This window comes from Bariatricus sp. SGI.161 (genome assembly GCF_050313695.1).
Lineage (GTDB): Bacteria > Bacillota > Clostridia > Lachnospirales > Lachnospiraceae > JAFBIX01.
In genome coordinates this window covers 80,917-105,368 of record NZ_JBNPLX010000004.1, presented here as the reverse complement: position 1 = coordinate 105,368, position 24,452 = coordinate 80,917, and the positions used below count along the sequence as shown (strand labels likewise).

General features: G+C 41.4%; 19 protein-coding genes. 2 read left to right on the top strand and 17 right to left on the bottom strand.

Going from position 1 to position 24,452, the window contains the following annotated elements; translation table 11 throughout:
* Window positions 1–56: 56 nt before the first annotated feature.
* Complete coding sequence (gene asnS / locus ACQRBH_RS03880; RefSeq protein ID WP_427760941.1) at window positions 57–1,448, bottom strand: asparagine--tRNA ligase; 1,392 nt, start codon at window positions 1,446–1,448, stop codon at window positions 57–59.
* 369 nt (window positions 1,449–1,817) lie between these two features.
* Between asnS and ACQRBH_RS03875 the strand changes: the two genes are divergently transcribed.
* Complete coding sequence (locus ACQRBH_RS03875) at window positions 1,818–2,315, top strand: QueT transporter family protein (protein ID WP_427742774.1); 498 nt, start codon at window positions 1,818–1,820, stop codon at window positions 2,313–2,315.
* 354 nt (window positions 2,316–2,669) lie between these two features.
* Here ACQRBH_RS03875 and ACQRBH_RS03870 read toward each other — a convergent pair whose 3' ends face one another.
* The 9 genes from ACQRBH_RS03870 to ACQRBH_RS03830 all read right to left on the bottom strand — a co-directional run bounded on the left by ACQRBH_RS03870 (window position 2,670) and on the right by ACQRBH_RS03830 (window position 13,922).
* Window positions 2,670–2,807, bottom strand: coding sequence for a hypothetical protein (locus tag ACQRBH_RS03870; RefSeq protein ID WP_427742773.1), 138 nt, complete (start codon window positions 2,805–2,807; stop codon window positions 2,670–2,672).
* A gap of 37 nt (window positions 2,808–2,844) precedes the next feature.
* The gene (locus ACQRBH_RS03865; RefSeq protein ID WP_427760940.1) at window positions 2,845–4,002 is read right to left on the bottom strand and encodes a MalY/PatB family protein; all 1,158 of its coding nucleotides are present in this window, start codon (window positions 4,000–4,002) and stop codon (window positions 2,845–2,847) included.
* Between the two features lie 47 nt (window positions 4,003–4,049).
* Window positions 4,050–5,237 (bottom strand): GNAT family N-acetyltransferase, encoded by a 1,188-nt coding sequence (locus ACQRBH_RS03860; protein WP_427760939.1) that lies wholly within the window; start codon window positions 5,235–5,237, stop codon window positions 4,050–4,052.
* A 19-nt stretch (window positions 5,238–5,256) separates the two neighbouring features.
* Window positions 5,257–5,922 (bottom strand): amino acid ABC transporter permease, encoded by a 666-nt coding sequence (locus ACQRBH_RS03855; protein ID WP_427742770.1) that lies wholly within the window; start codon window positions 5,920–5,922, stop codon window positions 5,257–5,259.
* Window positions 5,923–5,946: 24 nt separating this feature from the next.
* Window positions 5,947–6,774: a transporter substrate-binding domain-containing protein gene (locus ACQRBH_RS03850; RefSeq protein ID WP_427742769.1), complete on the bottom strand. Its 828-nt coding sequence runs from the start codon at window positions 6,772–6,774 to the stop codon at window positions 5,947–5,949.
* A 119-nt stretch (window positions 6,775–6,893) separates the two neighbouring features.
* Window positions 6,894–9,332, bottom strand: a complete 2,439-nt coding sequence (locus ACQRBH_RS03845; RefSeq protein ID WP_427760938.1) for a hypothetical protein — start codon at window positions 9,330–9,332, stop codon at window positions 6,894–6,896.
* A gap of 13 nt (window positions 9,333–9,345) precedes the next feature.
* The gene (locus ACQRBH_RS03840; protein ID WP_427760937.1) at window positions 9,346–10,503 is read right to left on the bottom strand and encodes a class I SAM-dependent methyltransferase; all 1,158 of its coding nucleotides are present in this window, start codon (window positions 10,501–10,503) and stop codon (window positions 9,346–9,348) included.
* A 98-nt stretch (window positions 10,504–10,601) separates the two neighbouring features.
* Entirely contained in the window at window positions 10,602–13,214 is a 2,613-nt protein-coding gene (locus tag ACQRBH_RS03835) for a histidine kinase dimerization/phospho-acceptor domain-containing protein (protein WP_427760936.1), read from the bottom strand.
* Window positions 13,215–13,226: 12 nt separating this feature from the next.
* Window positions 13,227–13,922, bottom strand: coding sequence for a response regulator transcription factor (locus tag ACQRBH_RS03830; protein ID WP_427742764.1), 696 nt, complete (start codon window positions 13,920–13,922; stop codon window positions 13,227–13,229).
* Between the two features lie 219 nt (window positions 13,923–14,141).
* On the opposite strand from ACQRBH_RS03830, the gene ACQRBH_RS03825 reads away from it, so the two are divergent.
* Window positions 14,142–14,492 carry a sporulation initiation factor Spo0A C-terminal domain-containing protein gene (locus tag ACQRBH_RS03825; protein WP_427760935.1) on the top strand — a complete coding sequence of 117 codons (351 nt, stop codon included), beginning with the start codon at window positions 14,142–14,144 and terminating at the stop codon, window positions 14,490–14,492.
* A 276-nt stretch (window positions 14,493–14,768) separates the two neighbouring features.
* On the opposite strand, the gene malQ is transcribed toward ACQRBH_RS03825, so the two are convergent.
* The 7 genes from malQ to ACQRBH_RS03790 all read right to left on the bottom strand — a co-directional run bounded on the left by malQ (window position 14,769) and on the right by ACQRBH_RS03790 (window position 24,164).
* The gene (gene malQ / locus ACQRBH_RS03820; protein WP_427760959.1) at window positions 14,769–16,262 is read right to left on the bottom strand and encodes a 4-alpha-glucanotransferase; all 1,494 of its coding nucleotides are present in this window, start codon (window positions 16,260–16,262) and stop codon (window positions 14,769–14,771) included.
* Window positions 16,263–16,312: 50 nt separating this feature from the next.
* Window positions 16,313–17,149, bottom strand: coding sequence for a carbohydrate ABC transporter permease (locus ACQRBH_RS03815; RefSeq protein WP_235231977.1), 837 nt, complete (start codon window positions 17,147–17,149; stop codon window positions 16,313–16,315).
* Window positions 17,150–17,992, bottom strand: a complete 843-nt coding sequence (locus ACQRBH_RS03810; RefSeq protein ID WP_235231978.1) for a carbohydrate ABC transporter permease — start codon at window positions 17,990–17,992, stop codon at window positions 17,150–17,152. It lies immediately after the preceding gene.
* Between the two features lie 74 nt (window positions 17,993–18,066).
* On the bottom strand, window positions 18,067–19,362 hold the full coding sequence (locus ACQRBH_RS03805) for an ABC transporter substrate-binding protein (RefSeq protein ID WP_427760934.1): 1,296 nt from the start codon (window positions 19,360–19,362) through the stop codon (window positions 18,067–18,069).
* Window positions 19,363–19,487: 125 nt separating this feature from the next.
* On the bottom strand, window positions 19,488–20,786 hold the full coding sequence (locus tag ACQRBH_RS03800; RefSeq protein WP_427760933.1) for an ABC transporter substrate-binding protein: 1,299 nt from the start codon (window positions 20,784–20,786) through the stop codon (window positions 19,488–19,490).
* Window positions 20,776–22,542, bottom strand: a complete 1,767-nt coding sequence (locus ACQRBH_RS03795) for a sensor histidine kinase (RefSeq protein WP_427760932.1) — start codon at window positions 22,540–22,542, stop codon at window positions 20,776–20,778. The genes ACQRBH_RS03800 and ACQRBH_RS03795 overlap by 11 nt, the downstream gene beginning before the upstream one ends.
* Window positions 22,539–24,164, bottom strand: a complete 1,626-nt coding sequence (locus ACQRBH_RS03790; RefSeq protein WP_427760931.1) for a response regulator — start codon at window positions 24,162–24,164, stop codon at window positions 22,539–22,541. Before ACQRBH_RS03790 ends, ACQRBH_RS03795 begins: the two co-directional genes overlap by 4 nt.
* Window positions 24,165–24,452 lie beyond the last annotated feature (288 nt).

The following is a 24,452-nucleotide window of genomic DNA, read 5'->3' as shown; positions in this document are numbered from 1 at the left end:
TACCGTGTCCCTTTTTTGAATCCCCCTGTCCCTTTTTGAATTCCACACATAATTTTCTACAATTCGCAGTTATTTACGGTTCTTGGGAATGGGATAACATCGCGGATATTGCTCATTCCTGTCAGATACATGACGCATCTTTCGAACCCAAGTCCAAATCCAGAATGTCTGGTGGAGCCGTATTTGCGAAGGTCAAGATAGAATTTGTAATCTTCTTCTTTTAATCCCAATTCGTTCATCCGGTTCAGAAGTTTATCGTAATCGTCTTCTCTCTGGCTTCCGCCGATGATCTCTCCGATGCCGGGAACCAGGCAATCTACTGCCGCCACAGTCTTGCCATCATCATTTTGCTTCATGTAGAAGGCCTTGATTTCTTTTGGATAGTCGGTCACAAATACCGGGCGTTTAAATACTTGCTCGGTCAGATAGCGTTCATGCTCAGTCTGGAGATCTGTCCCCCAGGAAACTTTGTATTCGAATTTATCGTTATTTTTCTCCAATATCTCAATCGCTTCTGTGTAGGTCACTCTTGCGAAATCGGAAGAAACTACATTGTGAAGACGATCCAATAAGCCTTTATCCACAAATGAATTGAAGAAATTCATCTCTTCCGGTGCTTCTTCCAGCACATAGTTGATAACATATTTTAACATTGCTTCTGCCAGCATCATGTTATCATCCAGATCTGCAAATGCCATCTCTGGCTCAATCATCCAGAACTCTGCCGCATGTCTTGTCGTATTAGAATTCTCTGCACGGAAGGTCGGACCGAATGTATAGATATTGCGGAAAGCCTGAGCATATGTCTCTCCATTTAACTGACCGCTTACCGTAAGGCTTGTCTCTTTGCCAAAGAAATCCTGAGAATAGTCGACTTTTCCATCCTCGGTCTTTGGAAGATTCTCCATATCCAGTGTTGTAACACGGAACATCTCTCCTGCACCTTCACAGTCACTTCCGGTGATAAGCGGTGTATTTACATACACGAATCCTCTCTCCTGGAAAAACTTATGAATTGCATAGGCTGTCAGAGAGCGCACACGGAATACTGCCTGGAAAGTATTAGTCCTTGGTCTTAAGTGTGAAATTGTTCTAAGATATTCAAAGCTGTGACGCTTCTTCTGCAGCGGGTAATCCGGCGCAGATGCACCTTCTACCTCTACAGTATCGGCCTGAATCTCAAAAGGCTGCTTTGCCTGCGGTGTTGCCACCAATGTTCCTGTAACAATCAATGCTGCTCCCACATTTAACTTGGAGATCTCAGCAAAGTTATCCATCTTATCATGGTAAACAATCTGCAAAGGTTCAAAAAATGTTCCATCATTTAATACAATGAATCCAAAAGTCTTGGAATCCCGGATACTGCGCACCCATCCCCCAACAGTAATCTTCTGATCCAGATACTTTTCTTTTTCCTTATATAGTTCCTTAATCGTAATCAAATCCATACCAATTTACTCCTTTTTGTGATTGCTTGCGTTTGACGCTTTGGAGTTATTATAACATAATAATGGATGTTTTAAAAGGCAGAAGACAATTTCAGACATGATAGAGAATCTATTTACTGATTCATCAAACGGACTTGCATTTCCACTCACACTATGCTATACTCTCTATCGCAACAAAGCCCATCAAAACCAAGGTCTATCGGGCTTGCCGCCGCTTCCCGGCGGTACTCAGATACCTGCGGTACCTGAGTCTCGCGGCATTCGCCAGATGGACATGCAAGTATGTCCGCATGGCTCATTGCTTCGCGGAAAATGTGCCGAGTGTTCGAGACCTTCCACTCGTAAAACAAAACTAAAGGAGAATTTCATATGAGAAACAAAAACATCAACTTTCTGACCCAGGCGGCCATGATCGCTGCCATCTACGTGGTGCTGACCTATGTATTCGCACCATTTTCTTTCGGAGAAGTACAGGTGAGAATTGCAGAAGCCCTTACGATCCTTCCGGTATTCACACCAGCCGCTATTCCCGGCTTATTCGTAGGATGCCTGATTGGGAACATTCTGGGCGGCGCGATCCTTCCAGACATCATCTTCGGAAGTCTTGCGACCTTAATCGGCGCATTTTTCACTTACCAGTTGCGAGACAAGAATAAGTTTCTGGCACCGTTGCCTCCAATTGCAGCAAATACAATTGTCGTACCTTTTGTGCTGCGCTATGGTTATGGTGTTGCACTGCCGATTCCATTTATGATGCTTACCGTTGGAGTCGGGGAAGTATTATCCTGCGGTGTACTTGGTATGGTATTGTATTTTGCACTGAGAAAATATAAAAATATTGTATTCAGACCGATATCAAATTTATAAAATATCCTGAATATGCTACTCAGATAGTTTAAAAAGAACCATTTCAGCTTTTGCTAAAATGGTTCTTTTTATTTCTGATCTATTACACAAATGTATAGAATACTCCTAATCACCAGCATAGAGTACATAAACAGGAAACTGATTACAATAACTACTGAAGATTTTTGCAAAAGCAGTTCATTCAGCAAGATATATAACATTCAAACTGTGTAGCAGCTGTCCTTACAGAAATGAGTTCTATGAGACTCTCTCGAATATAGGTAGGCTGATGTACAGTTGGAATGGCAAATTTCGATCTGACAATATCCGAATTAAAGCCTGTCTTCTCTTCATTTGTAAGTACAGTAGAATCGCTCATCTCACTGCCCGCCGCAGAAATGATAAGAATTTCGTTTTCGCTTTGCAGACAGAAGCCTTTCCCATCCACACATCCCACATATCTACTTCCGGATTCGCAACACCAACTGCCACTGCCTTAGCAGTATCAATCATACTGCTGCCTCGCGTCACAGTCCTGTTTCAGATAAAATCACTGAATTAAATTCCTACATATCCTATCCAACGCCTCTTCTATATTTTTTCTTGGGCAGGCGACATTGAATCTTACGAATCCTTTCCCCGCCTCTCCGAAAAATTCACCTGGATTCACAAGCACCTTGCATTTTTCATGCAGGTATTCCTTTATCTTATCCTGTTGGAGAGTCGTATCGGAAAAATCCACCCATATCAAATAAGTTCCTTCTGGCTTACATACATGAAGAAACGGAAGTTTCTCATGAACTGTATTGACAAAATATTCTACATTTTCATCACTGTATTTATTTACTTCATCCAGCCAGTCCCGGGACTCATTATATGCACCTACAAGTGCAGCTTCTGCAAATGCACTGCATTCCGTCACATGATGTATCTGAAGAAGTTTTTGGAACTTTTCTCTGATTTCATCATCTTCTATAATACAGTTTGCCACGTGGATACTTGCCAGATTAAAAGGCTTGGACGGAGAGGTACACGAAATACATTTTACACCCATCTCACGGCAAATCGGCACAATCATTGTATGCTGTTGGCCCTTTCTGATAATATCACTGTGAATATCGTCGGAAATAATACAAATGTCATGTTTTGCGCAAATCTTTACAAGTTCCCTCAACTCCTCTTTCTTCCATACTCTTCCGGAAGGGTTATGTGGGTTACACAAAAGAAGTGCTTTTGTTTTTGGTGTGATTCGTTTCTCAAGATCTTCCATATCCATCGTATAATAGCCATTCACATTTCGAAGACGACTTTCTACCAACACTCGATTACTCTCATTAATAACTTTAAAAAATGGTCCGTATACCGGCGTCTGGATCAAGATTTCATCTCCTTCTTCCGTTACAGTCTGAAGTGCAAAAAACAGCCCTAATACTACATTTGGCACGAAACAGATCCATTCTTTTTTCACTTCATAATTGTGGCGTTCTTTCATAAAGCATCGCACTGCATCATAATATGTATCTGACAGGAACTGATAACCAAATGCCCCCTGGTCGGCAACTTTGACAAGTCGTTCTGTAATTGCAGGTGCAATCGCGAAATCCATATCTGCCACCCACATAGGGATTACATCCTGACCTACAAATGGTGCATCCCATTTATCACAATTTGTATTTCGTCTTTCGATTCCTTCTTCAAAATGATACATATCTTCTTCTCCTCTGTCCTTTCGGTTTTCGCATATACTGTGCGTACCTATATATCCAACTGCATGATTTCCGAATCGCAGCCATTATGAAATCTCGGGCAGCTCAGACAATCTGAGATTGGCGGTGCTTCATCCCTTGGTACAATTACAAAACCAAGCTTTTTATAAAATCCTGGTACCTTTGCATTTAGCATGACTCGAGATGCGCCCCACTCTTTTGCTTCTTCAATAACTCGTTCTACCAACATTCGTCCGAGCCCCTGGCCCTGATACTCTTTCTCGATCGCGACTGTCCGCACAACATATTCATCACACTGCTTTGCAAGTGCAGCCCCACCAATTCGCCTTACCTTTTTTCTGTCCCAAAGCTCAAAGCAGACAATCAGTCCCTCCGGTGCCGGATCTTCCGGCTTAAGTTCCAGTCCGGCCTCAATAAATAGCAGTACCATCTCATGATAATTCATAGATTTTATAATCTCATAATCATCATTTTTATGTTCTTCTCTTACCCTAAGTTTCAGAAACTGCTTTGTTCTTTCTTGTTTCGGGCACTCAAGCACCTGCGATGGCTTTCCATCTTCAACAATTTTTCCATCATCCATAAAGATGACCCGGTCTGCCACTTCTTTTGCAAATTGCATCTCATGCGTCACAATAAGCATTGTATAATGTGATTTTGCAAGCTTCCGTATAACCTCCAGTACCTCCTGCACCCATTCCGGATCAAGAGCGGAAGTCGGTTCATCAAAAAGCAACACATTTGGCTTTGTCGCCAGCGATCTTGCAATCGCCACTCTCTGTTGTTGTCCACCTGAAAGTGTGACCGGATATTGACGAAGCTTATCTGCCATTCCCACCTTTTCCAAATATTCGATCGCCACCTTTTCTGCTTCCTGTTTACCCATCTTCTGCGCCGACAGGAGTGGTTCCATGACATTATGCAATACATCCTTGTTTGCAAAGAGATTATAATTTTGAAAGATCATGGCAGAATGCTTGCGAAGTTCATGAATCTCTTTTTTAGATGCTTTTCCCGATTCAACTGTAATATCTCCAATCGTGATCGAACCTGCATCCGGTGTCTCGAGGTAATTCATACATCTGAGAAGTGTTGATTTCCCGGTTCCCGAAGAACCGATAATTGCTACAGCTTCTCCTTTTTTCACTTCCAGATCAATTCCCTTAAGAACTTCCAGAGTACCAAAACGTTTCTGTAAATTCTGAATCTTAATCATTACTCTTACTCCTTCATTCTTACCTCTTATACCCTGTTTCCAGACGCTTTTCCAATATGGCTTCTATTCGTTCTAAAAAAAGAATAATCACCCAGTACAAAAGCATCAGAACCATGTAAGCTTCAAAATAATTAAATGTAACTGAAGCCCGCAGATTGGCTGTTGCCGTAATCTCAATCACCCCAATTGTAAATGCCATAGAGGTGCCTTTCACAATATCTACCAGATTATTGAACAAAGACGGAACTGCAACTCTCGTTGCCTGTGGCAGCACGATACGAAACATCGTCTGCATCGGGGTCATTCCGTGTGCCAGTGCTGCCTCCTTTTGTCCATCGGAAACAGAAAGGAGCGCTCCTCGTACAACTTCCTTCATATAGGCAGCCGAATTCAATGTCAATCCTACTACGCATACATAAAATGCCGGTACATCCCGAAGTTCTGGTACAAATGTTGGTATACCAAAGTATAGTAAAAACAATTGTGGAATCAGTGGAGTTCCTCGAAAAAATGATACATATACTGCAAAAATCTGTCTCAATACCGGTATTTTAAAATAATCAATAACCGCAATCAGAACAGCTAAAATCAATGACGCCACAAAGGAAAGTACTGTCAAAGATAAAGTAACCGGAAGCACATGCAGCATTGCCCTTAACGCTGTTAATGAAAACTCTAAATCCACGTTGTTCCTCCCTGCATCTTATCCTTACTGTGCATCTTCTGGTTTTTCAGTGATATCCATCTCAAACCATTTCTCAGATAATTTCTTTAAGGTGCCATCTTCACGCATTTCCTGAATTGCTTTGGAAACAACTTTGCAAAGCTCTTCGCCACGTTCTGTCTTAGTAAACGGATATGCATTTGTCTCCAGGACATTTGTTCTTCCAAGGATTTTCAAGTTATCTACTTCTTTCACTGTTGTATTACAGGAAGTTTCAGCTCTTGGCCACAGATCACATCTTCCGAGAGCAACATCTTGTACAGACATACCATCATAATATGTTGGTGTCAATTCAATACCATATTCTTTATTAATTGCATCTACAATAATCTCATCACTTGTATTTGTCTCACAGGAAATTGTCATACCAGTTGCAAGATCATCCATGGACTGAAGCTTTTCATTATCAGCTGCTGCAAGAAGGCAATAAACATTGTAAGCATATGGTTCAGAAAATGTATATTTCTCTTTTCTTTCATCTGTAACGGAAATCTGTTCCCCTACCGTATCAATTCGATTATCATCCAGCATAACCCACATACCATCCCATTCCATGATCTGGTAGTCAATTTCATAACCAGTACGCTCTCCAATCTCCTGCCATATATCATAATCATAACCGGAAAGATTACCGTCTTCATCCGTCTGAATCCAGCCAGGTGTTGTAGCTTCACATGCAACATGGATTACTTTTTCTTCTTCAGAATTACTTCCTTCATCAGAAGACTCTTCACTTTTTTTACTACCGCATCCCACAGCCACTGCCATTATCATAGTAACACACAAAAGTACGCTTATTATTCTTTTTTTCATTCGTTCTTCCTCCTTATGTGATATCCAACGTTTTATCGTCAGAATTATAACACATAACCCGCAGAGACCAATAATTGTTATTTATCATATATATATTTATAGGATCTATAAGTAGCAGTTTATCCTATATACGTATTTCCACTTCCCTGGGTCATCTGATCCATTTCTTCATAAGTCACACTGGATCGTTCCCCGGTCTCCGGATCGACATAGATAACAACTGTATCCGTATATCCGATCAATATAACTGAATTTTCTGCATTCAACATGCCAATCACCGGCGATCCCTGGTTAATGATGTATAGTAATTCCTCTGTTGCACAGCCGGTCAGATCCAGATACCGGTCGTCATTCAGACTCTTCATAATATCTACCGGTGCTTCTTTCTGCTTTAACCGGTCGGCAATTCTCTGGATCACATCATCTTTGTCAGTGATTGTGTACTGCAGGTCCCTGTTTCCGCGCTCCCAGACATAATTTTGCGTGGCATCTACTACAACGCCACTGTAAGAATCAGCCAGCCGAATTGCTTCACCCGCCTTTTCACAACAGGCTTGCAGTTGTCCATACCCATATACATAATATTTATCTGCATGGGTTACATCCTCGAATTCAACGACTACCGGATCTTCCATTACAATCTGCTTTGGACGCAGTACCTTCGGCTCCTTATCTGAGATTCCATCTTCAAAGGTAAGCCGGACTTGTGTCTCCTTAAGATCTGTCACATACGATTCCAGATAGATATTGCTCTTTTCTTTTTCGGTATTATTCGTGATGTAATCTTGAGAGGTACTGGTATACGTATTTCCATCTTTTACTGCACGATTCAATGTCACCATATTATCTTTCAAATATGCATCCAACACATATGTGCCATCTGCCTGATAGGTCTTTACAATTTCGCTCTTGCTGTTCTGTATCTCTACTTTGTACATTGGAACCGTCATTTCTCCGGAAACCGTCTTACCTGTATCGGCAGTCTTGGCCACTCCATAGACAAAATCATTTTTTACAAAACCTAACGGGCGGATACATTCATCCGATTCGCATTCTGCCGTTCGTTCCTTGCCACTCTCGAGATTCTTGACAACCACCTTTGTCGCTGTGTTCAAATCTCCATTTTCCTGATAAGCGACCAGATGTCCATCTTCTGATACCACATACTGGTCCTCGTTCAAAGCTTCAACAAGCGCCGTATTCTCCTCCATCTCCACATCGAATTCATAGAGCGTACCTTCCACCATGATGTATAACATATTGCGGCTGGCGCTGTAATAGACAAGCTTGCTCATTTCATTTATGACGTTTTCATATGACTTATCGCTGGAGATAAATACTTTTTCTTCCACGGAGTTCTTCTCCATGTCATAATAATAGACGGCAATTCCAACTTCTCCCTCATGGCTTCCACGATTCATATAACCACATACCGCGAAGATTGTGTTCCCTATCTCATCCATTTCCAGAAGCTTAATCTCATGCTTTGTCACAAGATTACGTACATCGCTATTTTCAGCATCTGCAAAACTGAATACCTGAGACACTTCATCGGTATCTTTGTTGTAATTCCACAATTCATTTGCCACAACAAAAGACACAACAGAACCGTCATCATTTACCATATAAGAAATATTCTTTGGAGCTATTCCAAGCAAAACGCCTTTTTCATTCAACACTTGCTTTGTTGCGTCAAATATCTGTTCCATCGTTCTATCATAATTGAGCAGATAAGTTTTCTGTGCATCTGCAATATGGCGCACACGGAAGAATTCTTTGACCGCATAGATATCCGTCTCATTCTCTTCGCCTTTACATCTCACGCGATATTCCAACTGTACCGAGATAGAATTACTGTTAATCTCTTTAATATTCCAGCGTTCGCCTTTTTCAACTTCCGGCTCCAGGCTTCCCCAGGATACATGGTCATAATCGGAGTGAATGGTCACATGCTGAAAGCTGGTATTATCTCCCTCTTCGCTCGGTTCAATGGCTGCACCTACGCCGGCCCCCTCTACTTTTCCAAGGGCACTCTCGTGAAAATTCCGTATATAATCCAGACATTCCATAACAGACGCATCTGATGCATTTACAATCCTGGTGTAAAAATAAATGGTCTTATCTTCTGTATAGAGCGAGATCTCGAGGACACGTTCTTCATCCATTAACCCTTCATCGCTCAAATCTGCCGTGATGTTTTCTCCAGGATTCTTTACCTTTTCTTCCTTTAGCTTTTCTTCGCCATCCAATGTATAGATGGTATAAGAAGCACTGCTGATCTTATTGCCATATGCCTGAACGTTGATCTCCAGACGCTGATTTGTCACCGGCGTTATGGTATCCCTCATAGCTGGAATGTCCATCGCTTTTGCATACCCACTCAGCATATTCAACGCATAACCCTGGTAGGAAAATGAAACCTGTGGATAGGTTGCTGCTCCCATGTCAGCCGTCATGTTATCATTGCCTTTATTCGTATAATAGCTGAACCCTAACACAGCAATGATGAATACTATGATAAGGACTCCTGCTTCAATTAATCTATTTTTCCACTTCATTTACAAATCCCCTTCATGCTCTGGCACGATTCGCATCTTGTAATAACCGTCCCAACATCGGCTCAACGTGCAGATATTCTTCACACTTTTGAATAGCCTCTGTATTCTCCCCTTTTTTTCCGGTCTTCACTGCACGAATCAATATATTCTTCGGTGTATGCTCCATATCTATGAATTCCAGAATCTGAGCATCATAACCTTCCCTTTCCAGATATTCAGCACGCAATGCATCTGTCACCAGCGCAGCCATACGTTCCTTAATCAAGCCATATTTGAAAACCGGTTCCAGTACCTCATTCTTTATCTGGCGATTCAGCTCATGCTGACAGCATGGTACAGATAAGATTACTTTAGCATCCCAGCCGATAGCTTTGGCCAAGGCAAAATCTGTTGCCGTATCACTGGCATGAAGTGTTACCACCATATCCACCTTATCTACACCGGTATAGTCAGCGATATTTCCCTCCAAAAACACCAACTTCTCATAACCATATTTCTGGCTAAGCTCATTACAATGTCGGATAACATCCTTTTTAAGATCCAGTCCGATAATACGTATGTCATAATGCTTCAGCTCATGCAGATAATAATACATCGCAAATGTCAGGTAAGATTTGCCACATCCGAAATCCAGAATTGTAAGCTCCCTTCCCTTATCAAGCTCCGGCAAAATATCTTCAATAAACTCCAGAAAGCGATTGATCTGCCGGAATTTATCAAATCGGGAATGGACGACCTTTCCCTCCTGCGTCATGACCCCCAGATCCTGAAGGAACGGAACCGGAATACCTTCTTCCAAGACATAATGCTTCTTCCGATTATGGCTCATATCTACATCCTTTCTTTCACACTTCTGAGCCTTCTTCTTAATCGTCACCTTTCCCTTTTTGCTCACCAAAACCGTATACTGGTACTTCTGCGTCTCCATCTGCATCTGACGCATGTTCTCCATATGCCCCAGAATCAGTTCACACGCCTCCTGCGAATCTGCATTCCTGTGAAAAGCCTGATTATTCTGGAACAATTCAAGCTGAAATAGCAGATGCTCCTTCTGAAGCAAGGGGCGCACTTTAATCTTGACCGGGCCATCCTTTCGCCGCGGATTACTAAGCGTTGCCGTAATAAATTCTATATTTAGATTGTCCTGTAATAATTCTCTTAATTCATTCATAGTATTATTATTGTAATGTTTTTTCCTGACAAGCGCAAGTTTGGGACGGGGGTTTTTTCATTTTCCTCCGTCCCAAATTAAAATATCCCTGTCCCTTTTTACATTTGCCCTGTCCCTATTGGAAATGTTATGGTCACCCGGAACAGATCTCCGTCCAGATACAGTTCGAATTTGCCTCCTTGCATCTGGGTCAATGACTTGGCGATAGATAGTCCGAGGCCGCTGCCTTCTGTGCTTCGTGAGATATCTCCCCGAATGAATCGTTCGGTCAGCTCATCTGCCGAGATATTGAGCGGCTGCTGGGATATGTTTTTCAGACTGAATACTGCCGAATCATTTACTACTTTTAATTCTGCATATACACGGGTCCCTTCCATAGCGTATTTGGCGGCATTGTTGTAAATATTGGCCAATACTCTCCAGAGGCGTCTTCCGTCTGCCCGTATCACGACTTCTCTCTCTGGCAGGATCAACACTTCTTTTAACTCTCTGACCTTGAATTTTTCTTCAAATTCTCCGCTGGTCTGCTGAATCATCTCTACAAAATTAATATTCATATACTGTAGTGTAATATTGCCAGAACTTACTTTGGATGCCTCTACTACATCTTCTGTAAGGGTCTTAAGCCGTTGGGCTTTTGCCTCCAGGATCTCCAGATACCGCTGAATCTTCGGATCTTCAAAATTTTCCTTCTTTAACAAATCCACATAATTAATAATAGAAGTAAGCGGTGTCTTAATATCATGGGAAACATTGGTAATCAGATCTGTTTTGAGCCGTTCACTCTTCATACTTTCTTCCAGCGCCCGATCCAGGCCTTCTCCAATGGAGTTAATCTTTTCAGCAATGATCTTCTGATCTCCGTTCAATCCATTCAAAGGAATCTTATATTCTACTTCACCTTCCGCAATCTTAAGAATTCCTTCCTTAATTCTCTGCTTTCCGATAGCCTGTCTAACCATATAGACAAATGCAGCCAACTCTGCTCCTAGTATCAGCGCAGGCAACAGAAAAGTAATCCCCATGACTGATGCCCACTCGATCAGTGCAAAGAATGAAAACAGCCCGATAACGCCAAATACAATAATAACCTGCCACACTTCATTGAAATTACAGAATAATACCTTTATAAATCCGCCGAACCATCTTAACAGACTGTTCTTCCATAATGTCCTTGCCCTTATTCTTCGTACCAGACTTAAGAAACCTATCAGGAATAATGCACAGGAATAAACTGCAAGTAAAGCTCCACATATCATATAAGGGATTGCGCTCTGGATATAATCTGCCTGATATAGCTGATAATCTCCTCCCCACGATGGAAAATACGAAGACGTAATTCCAGATACCCCCAACGCAACAGGAACGCACCAGCATCCAATCACCACCAGAGCAGCAATCTCGGTCTTCCAGCGGTCAAATCCATTCAGATGTAATTCCTCATCTTGCGGACTACGCCCGGCAATCACCGTAAGCCATACCAGAAGTATCAGGAATACAATACTCGCAGCACATCCCATCACCAGGATACCCCTCGCACTTGTTCCGTATTTATCATATAACTGGGATTCCGTATAAAATGCATCCTTAATCGGATAGGTCGTATCCACTCCTACAGCATAGATGAATCCCTCTTCTTTATTGCCGGAGCTCTTCACCTCTTCCTGCCAGTCCGAAGCATCTATATTATTAAAGTTCGTCTCAAAATCTGCAAGCTTCGGCATAATGATTGCATATTTTCCCATCTCCCGGAACATTTCCAGATTCTCCTGCGCCTTGTCATAATTCTGATACGCTTTCCGGTTCGTATACACCCGCTTAGTATCAGTATCTACATACAAATATGCAAAGTTCGTATCTCCTTCCTGATAGAACTCACTCAGATCATTATATTCTCCCAGTTCACTTTCGACCTGGTAGATACAATATCTCAGCATTTCATAAGCTTCACTCAGCCGACCATTCCAACGAGGATTGTCATTGGCAATCTCCATAACACTCTTTCCATCTACCGTCTGATATTCTTCGGCCAGCCATTGCCCATCATAACTCCAGCAGTCAATGTATGCTATCTTTCCTTCTGCATCCTGAAGCCCTTTGAAGGCAGTCTCTGTATTATTATAGAAATTTCCATCCTGCAATTCATTCAGAATATCCTCTTCGGAAATTCCAGCTTCATCGCTTGCAATTACAAAACGCAGATCGCCGTTGTCTATCAGTTGCTTAAATTCACTATAGTAATAATAATGATAGGTATTGTCAGATCTTTTACAAACAATAATATTATCATCCATACCTACATTATCATCGTAAGATGAATTCTTTTCTCCCCGGTCGAGCCATTGCTGCGCCCAGTCAGACAGATCCTGCAGCCGATATGCCAGACCACTTAGATTTTCATTCGTAATCTCTGACTCATTATAATATTCCTGTATATCAACAATCTTCTGCGGATTATAGACCCCATCCGTCTCAAACCGATCCCGCATTCCAATTCCGTTCATTACCTGATGGCTATATGTGCGCAACAGCTCGTTAAAACTTTTCGTCTCTTCATAATTCTTTGCCGGCTTTCCTTCAAACATCTCATTGCGCCCGGCCGGATAAGACAAAAGCCAGATGATGCTGACCGCCATAATCACCAACAGAATATGTTCGGCAACGATCAAAAGCCCTTTTATGATCGGCGCCCGATACCATCGACGATTCATATATACTCCCTTCTAAAGTTTCTCTATCTTATATCCAACACCCCACACCACTTTCAGATAGCGCGGCTCCTTAGGATTGATCTCAATCTTCTCCCGAATATGCCGGATATGTACCGCCACCGTATTATCCACACCAATGGCTTCTTCATTCCAGATATTCTCATATATCTGATCGATAGAAAATACTTTCCCTTGATTCTTCATTAATAATAGTAAAATATTGTATTCGATAGGTGTCAGCTTCACAGGCTCCCCATCTACCGTTACTTTCTTCAGTTCATCATTGATTGACAGTCCGCCAACCTCATACACCGCCTGATTCTCATGATTCACCGTACTTCCAAGCTGCGTATATCTTCGAAGCTGTGATTTAACTCTGGCTACCAGTTCCAATGGATTAAATGGCTTGGTAACATAATCATCAGCCCCGACATTCAACCCAAGAATCTTATCAGCATCCTCAGATTTTGCAGACAATATGATAATCGGCATATTATTCTCTTCCCGAATCTTAAGCGTCGCCCGTATTCCATCAAGCCTTGGCATCATAACATCAATCACAAGAAGATCTACCTTCTCGTTCTTCAGAACCTTTAGCGCTTCCTCACCGTCATAAGCCTTCAACACACGATACCCTTCCTGAGACAGATAAATATCGATTGCCTCTACAATTTCTTTATCATCATCACAAACTAATATATTAGCCATTTTTATCACCTCCCTTATACTATACAAGAATAGCAGTAATTTTTTAAGACCAGTTTGTGGAAATTCTTAAGATATTCTGAAAATCTTTTCTGTCGAAAAATGTCGAATTTTTACTGTTCATGTCGCGAAATATATTAAATACTATATTTCCGATATAATGTCCCTATAGCATGTTTTCGTTTCTCATTGTAATAAAACGTAAATAGAACAGGAGACAACATGAGTGAAATAGAAATTGAACGCTTGATTCGTTCTCTTGGCATTGGCGCAACATACCGAGGATATCATTATCTTCAATATGGGATAAAACTTTGCCTGGAGAACGAAGACTATCTTCTCTCTGTCAGCAAATCCCTCTATCCCCAAATCGCAAACCATTACTGCACAAGCAGCTACAGCGTCGAGAGGGATATCCGAACCGTAATTAATGTTTGCTGGGAGCGAGGAAACCGCGAACTACTCCGGAAAATTGCCATGCACCCTCTGGAGATTCGTCCCGCTTCCAGTGAATTTTTAGATATATTAACTGCCCATCTAAAGCAAAAAAATATTGAAAAATTCTATTTTTAGCATTTCTTTTTTTGTCATCTTAAGGCCTTTTTAAGAATTTTTCTTTTTCTTTTAGAGTTTTAACATACTTTAGACATAATTTTCTTTTATACTTAGTTACAGATAGTTGATAAACAAATCACTATCTCCCCCCTCATAAAGTAAAACATCAAGAAATACATGTTCTTGATGTCACACTTTACTCTCATTCCTTTAGATAACTATAACAACAAGAAATCCGCTAACTCGTTTGAGTTAGCGGATTTTCTTTATCCTGATATTTCTATTCTTTCGTGTTCATCTTACTCTTCCTGTCACTTTGGTAAGTGCATATATCTTCTCCAGAATCTCATCTGTCAATGCACCTTTTTTCATTCTCCATTGCCAATTGCCACCAAGCGTAGATGGTGTATTCATACGCGCCTGTGATCCAAGGCCAAGGAAATCCTGCACTGGAATGATACACGTATCTGCTACGCTGCGCATTGCAAGACAGATATAATCCCAGTGGATCTCTTCTTCATCTGTCGCCCAATTATTCAGATATGTCAGTGCCATCTCTTTATCTTCTGCGCTGATGCACTGATACCAGCCCTGTAACGTATCATTGTCATGCGTTCCTGTATATACTACACAGTTCGTTCCATAATTATGTGGCAGATAATCACTTTCCTCACGGGAATCAAATGCGAACTGCAACACTTTCATTCCCGGATAACCACTGTCTGAAAGAAGCTGCTTTACGCTGTCTGTCAGGAATCCAAGATCTTCTGCAATAATTGGGAGATTCCCCAGCCTCTCTTTTAACGCGTTAAAAAGTTCCATCCCCGGTCCCTTTTCCCAGTGTCCGAACTCTGCTGTCGTATCTCCATATGGAATCGAGTAATATTCATCAAATCCGCGGAAATGATCAATTCTCATAATGTCATACAGTTGGAAGCAATGTGCGACACGCTGTACCCACCATTCATAATTTGTTTCTCTATGGTAATCCCATTTATATAATGGGTTCCCCCAGAGCTGACCTGTCGCTGAGAATCCATCTGGCGGACATCCTGCCACTGCAGTCGGAAGATGATTCTCATCCAACTGGAACAACTCAGGATTGGCCCACGTATCTGCACTGTCAAATGCTACATATATTGGAATATCACCAACAATCTGAATCCCATTTTCATTGGCATAAGACTTAAGTTCGGTCCACTGTGTGTAGAAAAGATATTGCAGATACTCATAGAATTCTATCTCATCCTTCAATTCGTTCCTATAATAAGCCATTGCTTCAGCCTTACGGAAACGGATATCTTCTGCCCAGCTGTCCCAGCTTCTTCCGTCAAACTGGTTCTTTACTGCTGTATAGAGTGCATAATCCTCCAGCCAGTATGCTTCTCTCTCTTTAAATGCACGGTAGTCTTCTTCCTGAAGTCCGCCGCTGTCTTTGATTCTTCCATATGCAATCTTCAAAATCAAGAACCTTGCACGAAAGATTTTCTCATAATTTACAGATTCTTCATCATCTCCAAAATCAGCCGCCTTACATTCCTCTTGTGTAAGATAACCTTCCTCGATCAATGACTCCAGATCAATAAAATATGGATTTCCTGCATATGTGGAAAATGCCTGATAGGGGGAATCACCATACCCGGTAGGTCCAAGAGGCAGAATCTGCCACAAAGATTGGCCGGATTTTTTCAATAGATCCACAAACTCATATGCCTCTTTCGAAAAACAGCCGATTCCATAGGCAGATGGCAGTGATGATATCGGCATTAACATTCCATTTCTTCTCATCATGTTTCTCCTTTACTAAAAAGGAACCCGCTTTCATGCGGGCTCCCGAGTTATCCTTTTACAGCACCTGCCGCAACACCCTTGATGATATGTTTCTGACAGGACAGATAGAAGATAATTACCGGAATAACGGCAAGGATAAGAGCAGCCATAATCGCGCCCATATCTACTCGTCCGTAGCTTCCCTTCATATACTGAATAACAATAGAAATCGTCTTATACTTATTCAGGTCAAGTACCAGATACGGAAGCAGGAAGTCATTCCAGATCCACATCGTCTCCAGAATACCTACAGAGATATAGGTAGGTTTCATGATCGGAAGAACTACTGAGAAAAATGTACGAAGTGGAGTACACCCATCAATCATAGCAGCTTCTTCGATTTCCAGAGGAATAGACTTTACAAATCCACAGAACATAAAGACTGCAAGTCCCGCTCCGAATCCCAGATATATAATGATGATTCCCCATGGTGTGTTAAGTCCGGTACGGTCTGCAACCAGTGAAAGTGTGAACATGACCATCTGGAATGGCACTACCATTGAAAATACACAAAGCAGATAAAGAAGCTTTGTAAATTTTGTCTTTACTCTTGTAATATACCATGCACACATGGAAGTACATACAAGAATCACCAACACAGAACCAATCGTAATAAATACCGTCCATCCGACTGCACTTAACAATTCATATTTATCAATCGCAGCAAAATAATTTTCGAATCCTACATAGGTCTTTTCGGTCGGAAGCGCAAATGGTTCCTTATTGATAAATACCTTTTTCTTAAAGGAGTTCATAAGCACGATTAAAATTGGTGCAATGTAAACAATACCGATAATCGTAAATACACCAGTACCTACCCAGCTTAATTTTTCTTTTATTTTCATCTACTGCTGCACCTCCTTGGAACGTGTTGCACGAAGCTGTATCATTCCGATTGCCACTACAATCAGGAAGAAGATTACAGCCTTTGCCTGACCGACACCTTCCCATCCGGTACGTCCATAGAACGTATTGAAGATATTCAGTGCCATTAACTCAGACAGTTTTGCCGGTTCACCTGCTGTCAATGACAGGTTCTGATCAAAGAGCTTGAATCCATTGGTAATGGACAGGAACATACAGATTGTGATGGAAGGCATCATCATCGGGATCGTAACCTTGAAAAGTCTCTGGATCGGTGATGCACCGTCAATCTGTGCTGCTTCCATAACATCCCCCGGTATCGCCTGCAATCCTGCGATATAGATAATCATCATATAACCAATCTGCTGCCAGCTTACCAGAATAATGAGTCCCCAGAAACCGTACCACTGATTCAGGCTGATTGCAGTGTTATAACGAGCCAGGAAACCATTAAAGATCAACTGCCAGATATAACCGAGCACGATACCGCCGATCAGATTCGGCATAAAGAAGATAGTACGAAAGATATTGGTTCCACGCATCTTCTGCGTCAGTGCCATAGCCAGTAAAAATGCAATTACATTAATTACAATAAGTGATACTACTGCAAAGAGAACAGTCATCCAGAATGAATGACGGAACATGGTATCCTTTAATGCTTCGATATAATTGGAGAATCCTACAAATTTTGCATCTGTAACTGTCGTGAACTTACAGAAAGACAGCCAGATACCCATAATAAACGGAACAATGAAGCCGATGATAAATGCACAGAATGTCGGAAGTACAAATATCGGCATATAACGTTTTATGGCTTTTTCCATAAAACTCCCTCCTTCTCTCTAAAAACGGCGAGCGAACTATTCGTCGCCCGCCGTCTGTCTCTTATGGTTTCTTTTTATTTTGCTGCTGCAGCTTCTGTTGCCCATCCGTCAACGAATGCGGCTACTACTGCATCCCAGTTCGCATCCGTCTGGTCTGCTGCGTATGCTGTAAGAGCAGAACCAACACCGTTCTTCCACTCTTCTGAAGGCATTGTAGAGAAGCACCATGTTACAGGAGTCTTGCCTTCTTCCAGATATTTATTAGCTTCATTTACAAGTACGTTATCAGATTCCAGGTTAGAATTGAATGGAATTACGAATCCCATATCTTTGCACATAGCCTCAACACCTGTATCAGATGTTACACACCAGTTAATAAAGTCAAGTGTTGCCTGAATATCATCTTCAGAAGCTTTTGCATTGACACACCAGTAGTTCTCTGTACCTGTGCAGACACCCTGATCTTCTTCACCTTCTACGCCAACGTAGATTGGAAGGATTCCAAGATTCTCATCGCCAAGGTCAGCTACATCGTTATATGCCCATGTACCATTCTGATAGAATACTGCTTCTTCTGTAACAAACTCTGCTACTGCATCGTCGCCTGTCTTTGTAGAAAGAAGTGCAGGATCACAGGTTGCATTGTTAATATACAGATCCCAGATTGCACGGTAGTTATCAAGATATGTACCCTTGATTGCATCTGTGTTGTCGATACCTTCATCTTTGTATTCATAGTAGATCGGAAGGTTTGCAAGATGTGTCTTGAATCTCCAGTCAGAAGATCCGTCCATACCTGCGGATGTGAATGCAGAGAATCCAAGTTCATCTTTACGTGCTGTGATATCTTCCACTACTTTCTTGAAGCTGTCAAAATTTGTGATATCATCTGCTGTATATCCAGCTTCTTCCAAAAGTGCTTTGTTGTAAATAATACCGTAGTTTTCAATAACGTATGCGATACCTGCCATTTTATCTCCGTCCATCAATGCGAAGCTGTCATCTGTAAGTTCGCCTGCGATATCAGAACCAGATAAGTCATAGCAGTAATCCTTCCAGCTTGCAAGACCTACCGGTCCATTTACCTGGAATAATGTCGGAGCGTCTGTCTTAGCCATCTCGGATTTTAATGTCTTCTCATATTCTCCAGATGCTGCTGTCAGAACGGTTACAGGAACACCAGTCTCTTCTGTATAAGCTTCTGCAAGATCCTGCCACTGCTCGTCTGCTTCTGGTTTGAAGTTGAGGTAATATACTTTACCCTTTGCATCCTCAGATCCTTCATCGGATGAAGAGCTTCCACATCCTGCAAGGAGGCTTAAGGACATTGCTGCTACCAGTAAAACTGATAAAACTTTTTTCATTTTCATAATGTTCTCCTCTTTTCTAAAACTTTCGTTTTTTTGTTTCTGGAGATATACTAACAAAAATGAATGCAAAACATTTAACAATAAAAAAACCAACTATGCAAAAAAATAAACTTTAAGGCGAAGCATCACTGCTCCGCCTCAAATTGTTCTATACTCTTATCCTCTTCCTGTGTAAACTGCTCCGGAGTAATCTTTCCAGAGATCAGATCTGGCAGATATGCTCCCAGTGTCTCCTCCTGGAGAATTGAATTCCACTTCACCTGGTAGTTCGGCACGATCTGTGGATTCCCCTGATATGCCCGGATATAATCCTGAACCACCTGGCCGCCGCTGGCGCCGTTATCCCGGAACAATTCTTCTTTTTCTTCTTTATTCAGCTTCGTCCGAAACTTCAGAAATTCTACTGCGCCTTTCTTCACTTCATCACTATAACTGGATACAATCGACCAGCCAAAAGTCTCCGGCGAAGAGACCAGCTTATTCCCCGGAAATGGCGAGAATCGCACCCTTTCCTCCCATTCTCCTTCCGGAATCTGATCAATCATCCAGTATCCATTGGGAATCATAGCTGTCTTGCCAGAGAAGAAATTCTCATAGGACACATCAAAGTTCTGCCCAATCGCATCTTTCGTTGTATACGAGAACAATCTCTTTAACGTTTCTGCCATATGCAGGCCACTTTCATTCTGATAGGACTCCGGGAAAATCTCCTTCATGAACTCTGCGCCTTCTGGTGTATCAGAAAGCTCTGCCGTAGCCAAAAGCATTGCCGCCCAGGCAGTTCCTTCTGTGTGTAACGCAAGGGGCGTTATCCCATAAGACTCAAGTCTTTCACACACATTCCAGAATTCTTCCCAAGTTTCCGGGAATTCTTCAATCCCGGCCTTTTCAAACAGCTCCTCATTCCAGAATACTCCCGAACACGAGAAAGCTGCCGTACTAAGAGGCGCCAGATATATCTTTCCGTCCGATTCACGAAAACTATCCAACACGACTGGCTCTATCATGCCCATCCATTCATCATCTTCCAGGATATAAGGAGACAGATCCTCAATCCTCTCATCTTCTATCATCATCTGATAGAAAGATGGAAGCATACGAAGATCCGTGATGATTGCAGGCAATTTATCCGTAACATTCAACCGTTTCAGATTCTGCCGATATTCATCCTCTGTCTCCATGACCCACTCTACATCTATCTCGTAGATTCCATCATATTCCTCATTGAACTTTACGACCACTTTTTCTTCGTTCTTCTTACCGGTGGAAGGATCTACGGTAAGGATCATCGGAATCTTTATTTCACTTTGACTGTTCTGCGTTTTCTTCTCCTCTTCCGATTCGCAGCCGACAAGCAGCATCACAACCAGAACTACACACAAGAATGCAGAGAACCATCTACTATACGATTCTTTATTCCACATGTCCTTCACCTCCCGGAATACGAATAACACAGCTTGTTCCTTCCGACTCCACATGATAAAGGATTCTCACTTCATCTCCATACTTTAGCCGCAGCCGGGTAATAATATTCACAAGCCCATATCCACGGTTTTTATCTGGGAAACAGCCTTTCACCTTACTAAGCGGCAATTCATTCAAATCATTGAGTTTCTGCACCGTCTCCTCTTCCATGGACGTGCCGTTATTATACACAACAAATTCCAGTGCTTCCTCCGCCTTCTTTACTTCAATTCGGATAAAACCTCCTTCAAAAATATCGCAGAAGCCATATTTTATCGCGTTCTCAACAAGCGGCTGAAGCACAAGCTTCAACACATACGTCTGCTTTGGATCCACCTGACAGTCAATCTCATATCGGAACAGATTCTCATTCCGAATCTGTTGTATCTCCATATAACTCTTTACATTTTCCAATTCATCCTCGACTGTAACCACATCTTTTCCTTTGCTCAATGACAGACGAAGATATTTGGACAACGCCTGTATCATCTTCATCGTTGTCTCTTCTTTATTAATACGGGCAAGCATATAGATTGTATCCAGCGTATTATAGAGAAAATGTGGATTGATCTGGCTGATCAGCATATTCAACTCACTTGTCCTTAACTCTTGCTGCTGTATTTTAATCTCTTCCAGCAACTCTTCGATATTTCCAAGCATTTCATTATAAGAACGCCCAATCTGATCTAATTCCGTATGCGTCTCCAGTTCAATCGTATGATCAAAATCTTTTCCATCAAAACTACTCATCGCTTCGCTGATATCCTGAATCGGTCTGGTAAAACGTTGCGAAAAATAAATACTCAAGACTAACGCAATTGCAATGACAATGACATAGATTCCTGCCAACACAAAAAGCATACTTCTTGTTCCGCTGTTCAACACACTGTCCGGCACGAATGAAAATACGATAAACCCACTTTCTTTCTGCCGATACGCCGATACCACACCGCCTGACACTTCCATGCCGTCTAAGATCATGCCATCGCCTTCTCTGTCAGTGGTTTTCAGGGAAATATCTTCCATGGGGATCCACATTTCTTCTGGTGCATTCAGACTGCATAGATTTCCATTTGCATCCATGATTCCCGAAGCAAACGCTTCCTCTGATACTCCATTGGACACAACCTTGTCCAGATATTTCTCGTCCATCTTAAGGAACAACATGCCCGGTTCATGCGCATATTCCATACTCCTTACATAGCGGCCGATAAAAAGAGACGGTTCACCGGTACCAAACAAGTTATCATCTGCCCAGAACCATACTGTTTTCGAATAATCTCCGCCCAGCTTACCCTCAAATCCACTCTGTTTAAAATCAGCGTAAGAAACATCTGAGTAATAACGGCTGTACACATTGCACTTATTATCTACATAACAATATTCCGACACATAATCCAGATCAATATATGCAAAATACTTACTGAGAGCAGTACGATTCACCTCTTCCATCTCATTCTTCTGAAGACTTTTCTGTACATCATCATAGACAATACACTCTGCGGTCACCTCATCGCTTTTCCGATACATATTATCTAACGCAATTCCCATTTTCTCATCAATGAACCGGTATTTATCAACGATTGTCTTTCTGACGCTTTTTTGCATATATGCCCATACTCCAATACTGGAAAGGCATAATGCAAGTGCAAGAAGTGTAATTGTATATTTTAAATATTTTCTCTGGATGCCTGACTGCAGCATTCTTTTTCTCATACTTCGTATTCCTTTTTATACTCACTGGGCAGCTTTCCGGTATATTGCTTAAAAAGATGTGAAAAGTAAGACGGATTATTAATTCCGACCTGTTCACATATATTTCCGATACTTACATCTCCTTCTTCCAGAAGTCGCTTTGCCTTCTCCATTCTCTGCTGAAGGATATACTTCTTGAAAGTCATATGAAATGTATTCTTAAATACTCTTCCAAAATAAACAGGATTCAGATAAACATGCGTCGCAACCGACACAATAGACAATTCTTCATCATCCAGATGTTCATCTATATACGCAACAGCTGCCTGAATATATTCTTTGAAATATTTTGTTTCATCTTTTTCCGCACATTTCTGACGCTCTTCGATCACATTGCCGATAATCTTATAACATACATCTACTGCTCTTGCAGCGTTCAGATTCTGCATGTTAGAGTAATAATTCTGGAACTTCTCCTTCAATTCATCCGTCATTCCATAGGAATCCTTGACCATTAGTTCTACATTCAGCATAACCTTATGGAAATACTTGCACTGCAGCTCCTCATCCTTTGGAAGATGATATATCATATGAATAAAAGCATCCTTAAGCTCTTTCGCATTATTCTTTCTCACTGCATTGACAATCAAGATATCCCCATCGCCTGAGGAACCCTTATCCGTATAATCTTCCAGCTCCTCTGAAACCGCAAGGGCACTTGCCCCTGCCGCCCCGGCAATTCCGAACAGCTTCTGCGCCTCCTCATAGCTGCGTTTGATTCCTTCAATGCCCTTGTATGGCTTCGATATTGCGGCAATAACCGGGCTTGTCCCTTTTTGCTTAATATCTTCCAAAAGATGCTTCAGCTCTCTCACCACTGCATTGTCCTGAGTCTTAATAATGAAGATATAATTTCCTTCCTGATTTTCCATCTTCCAGTAAAAATATCTCTCTTTGACAGGCTCTTCCAGAAGATTCAATAATTTCAGTCTGGATGCTTCATAATCCAGAGAATTCGTAATCTTATATGCAATATCTATATCAGCACATACTGTAATAAACCGGTCATTTTCTAGAAGTATGTTACCGATTGCGTCAAACACTTCCTTAACTTTATCATATTCCAGACGATTCTGTACATATTTTTGCACAACTACCTGCAGAAAACTGGTAGAATCTGACACGAGCAGTTTTTCCCAGCTTTCATACTTTTCATCCGCTTTCTGCCTCTCCATGCATTTTTGATAAGCAGATTCCATGGTTTCCTGAAGCTTATCATCCTCAATCGGTTTTAAGAGATACGCAAAAGCTCCCAGATCACACGCCTGCTTGGCATATTCAAAATCCCGATATGCACTTAGTACCACGAACAGACACTCCAGGCCTTCCTTTTGTATCTCTTCTATAACCATAAGGCCTGTAATCTGCTTCATCCGTATGTCTGTCAGCACCACGTCCGGCTTCACTTCACGGATAACCTCCAATGCCTGTTCTCCACTTGAAGCAGAACCCACTACTTCAAATCCCATACTCTCCCAGTCATAGGTATGCAAAAGTCCCTGTAAAAGAATCGGTTCGTCGTCCACAATTACCAGTTTTAACAGTTTCATAATTATCCCCATTTGATATAAACGTAAATACATTTTTATTTTCTCCTTTCATTTTATTGTTCAAACAGGGAATCATTTTATAAAAAAGTATACTTTTTATGCCAAAAAACATACTTTTTCGTAATTTTCCTGTCCCGGATGTAAGATATACAGCGAAATTAAATTATTTTACTTCAACAGCTTCATAAGTCTTGCCGATTGTATCTCTGAATAATCACAAAGATCAGATTATATAATAATTTTCTATCACTCATAATAGTTGTTTTCTATAACATCATATCACAAAAACTTTTTATAAACAGGGCAAAATGTGTTATACTT

Bases quoted from the DNA above. Each gene is read 5' to 3' on its own strand.
- ACQRBH_RS03835 (WP_427760936.1), bottom strand. From the start codon at position 13,214: ATGAATCGTCGATGGTATCGGGCGCCGATCATAAAAGGGCTTTTGATC.
- ACQRBH_RS03830 (WP_427742764.1), bottom strand. From the start codon at position 13,922: ATGGCTAATATATTAGTTTGTGATGATGATAAAGAAATTGTAGAGGCA.
- malQ (WP_427760959.1), bottom strand. From the start codon at position 16,262: ATGAGAAGAAATGGAATGTTAATGCCGATATCATCACTGCCATCTGCC.
- ACQRBH_RS03800 (WP_427760933.1), bottom strand. From the start codon at position 20,786: ATGTGGAATAAAGAATCGTATAGTAGATGGTTCTCTGCATTCTTGTGT.
- ACQRBH_RS03805 (WP_427760934.1), bottom strand. From the start codon at position 19,362: ATGAAAATGAAAAAAGTTTTATCAGTTTTACTGGTAGCAGCAATGTCC.
- ACQRBH_RS03870 (WP_427742773.1), bottom strand. From the start codon at position 2,807: ATGATTGATACTGCTAAGGCAGTGGCAGTTGGTGTTGCGAATCCGGAA.
- ACQRBH_RS03850 (WP_427742769.1), bottom strand. From the start codon at position 6,774: ATGAAAAAAAGAATAATAAGCGTACTTTTGTGTGTTACTATGATAATG.
- ACQRBH_RS03840 (WP_427760937.1), bottom strand. From the start codon at position 10,503: ATGAATGAATTAAGAGAATTATTACAGGACAATCTAAATATAGAATTT.
- ACQRBH_RS03790 (WP_427760931.1), bottom strand. From the start codon at position 24,164: ATGTATTTACGTTTATATCAAATGGGGATAATTATGAAACTGTTAAAA.
- ACQRBH_RS03845 (WP_427760938.1), bottom strand. From the start codon at position 9,332: ATGAAGTGGAAAAATAGATTAATTGAAGCAGGAGTCCTTATCATAGTA.
- ACQRBH_RS03860 (WP_427760939.1), bottom strand. From the start codon at position 5,237: ATGATTAAGATTCAGAATTTACAGAAACGTTTTGGTACTCTGGAAGTT.
- asnS (WP_427760941.1), bottom strand. From the start codon at position 1,448: ATGGATTTGATTACGATTAAGGAACTATATAAGGAAAAAGAAAAGTAT.
- ACQRBH_RS03815 (WP_235231977.1), bottom strand. From the start codon at position 17,149: ATGAAAATAAAAGAAAAATTAAGCTGGGTAGGTACTGGTGTATTTACG.
- ACQRBH_RS03875 (WP_427742774.1), top strand. From the start codon at position 1,818: ATGAGAAACAAAAACATCAACTTTCTGACCCAGGCGGCCATGATCGCT.
- ACQRBH_RS03810 (WP_235231978.1), bottom strand. From the start codon at position 17,992: ATGGAAAAAGCCATAAAACGTTATATGCCGATATTTGTACTTCCGACA.
- ACQRBH_RS03865 (WP_427760940.1), bottom strand. From the start codon at position 4,002: ATGTATCATTTTGAAGAAGGAATCGAAAGACGAAATACAAATTGTGAT.
- ACQRBH_RS03825 (WP_427760935.1), top strand. From the start codon at position 14,142: ATGAGTGAAATAGAAATTGAACGCTTGATTCGTTCTCTTGGCATTGGC.
- ACQRBH_RS03795 (WP_427760932.1), bottom strand. From the start codon at position 22,542: ATGAGAAAAAGAATGCTGCAGTCAGGCATCCAGAGAAAATATTTAAAA.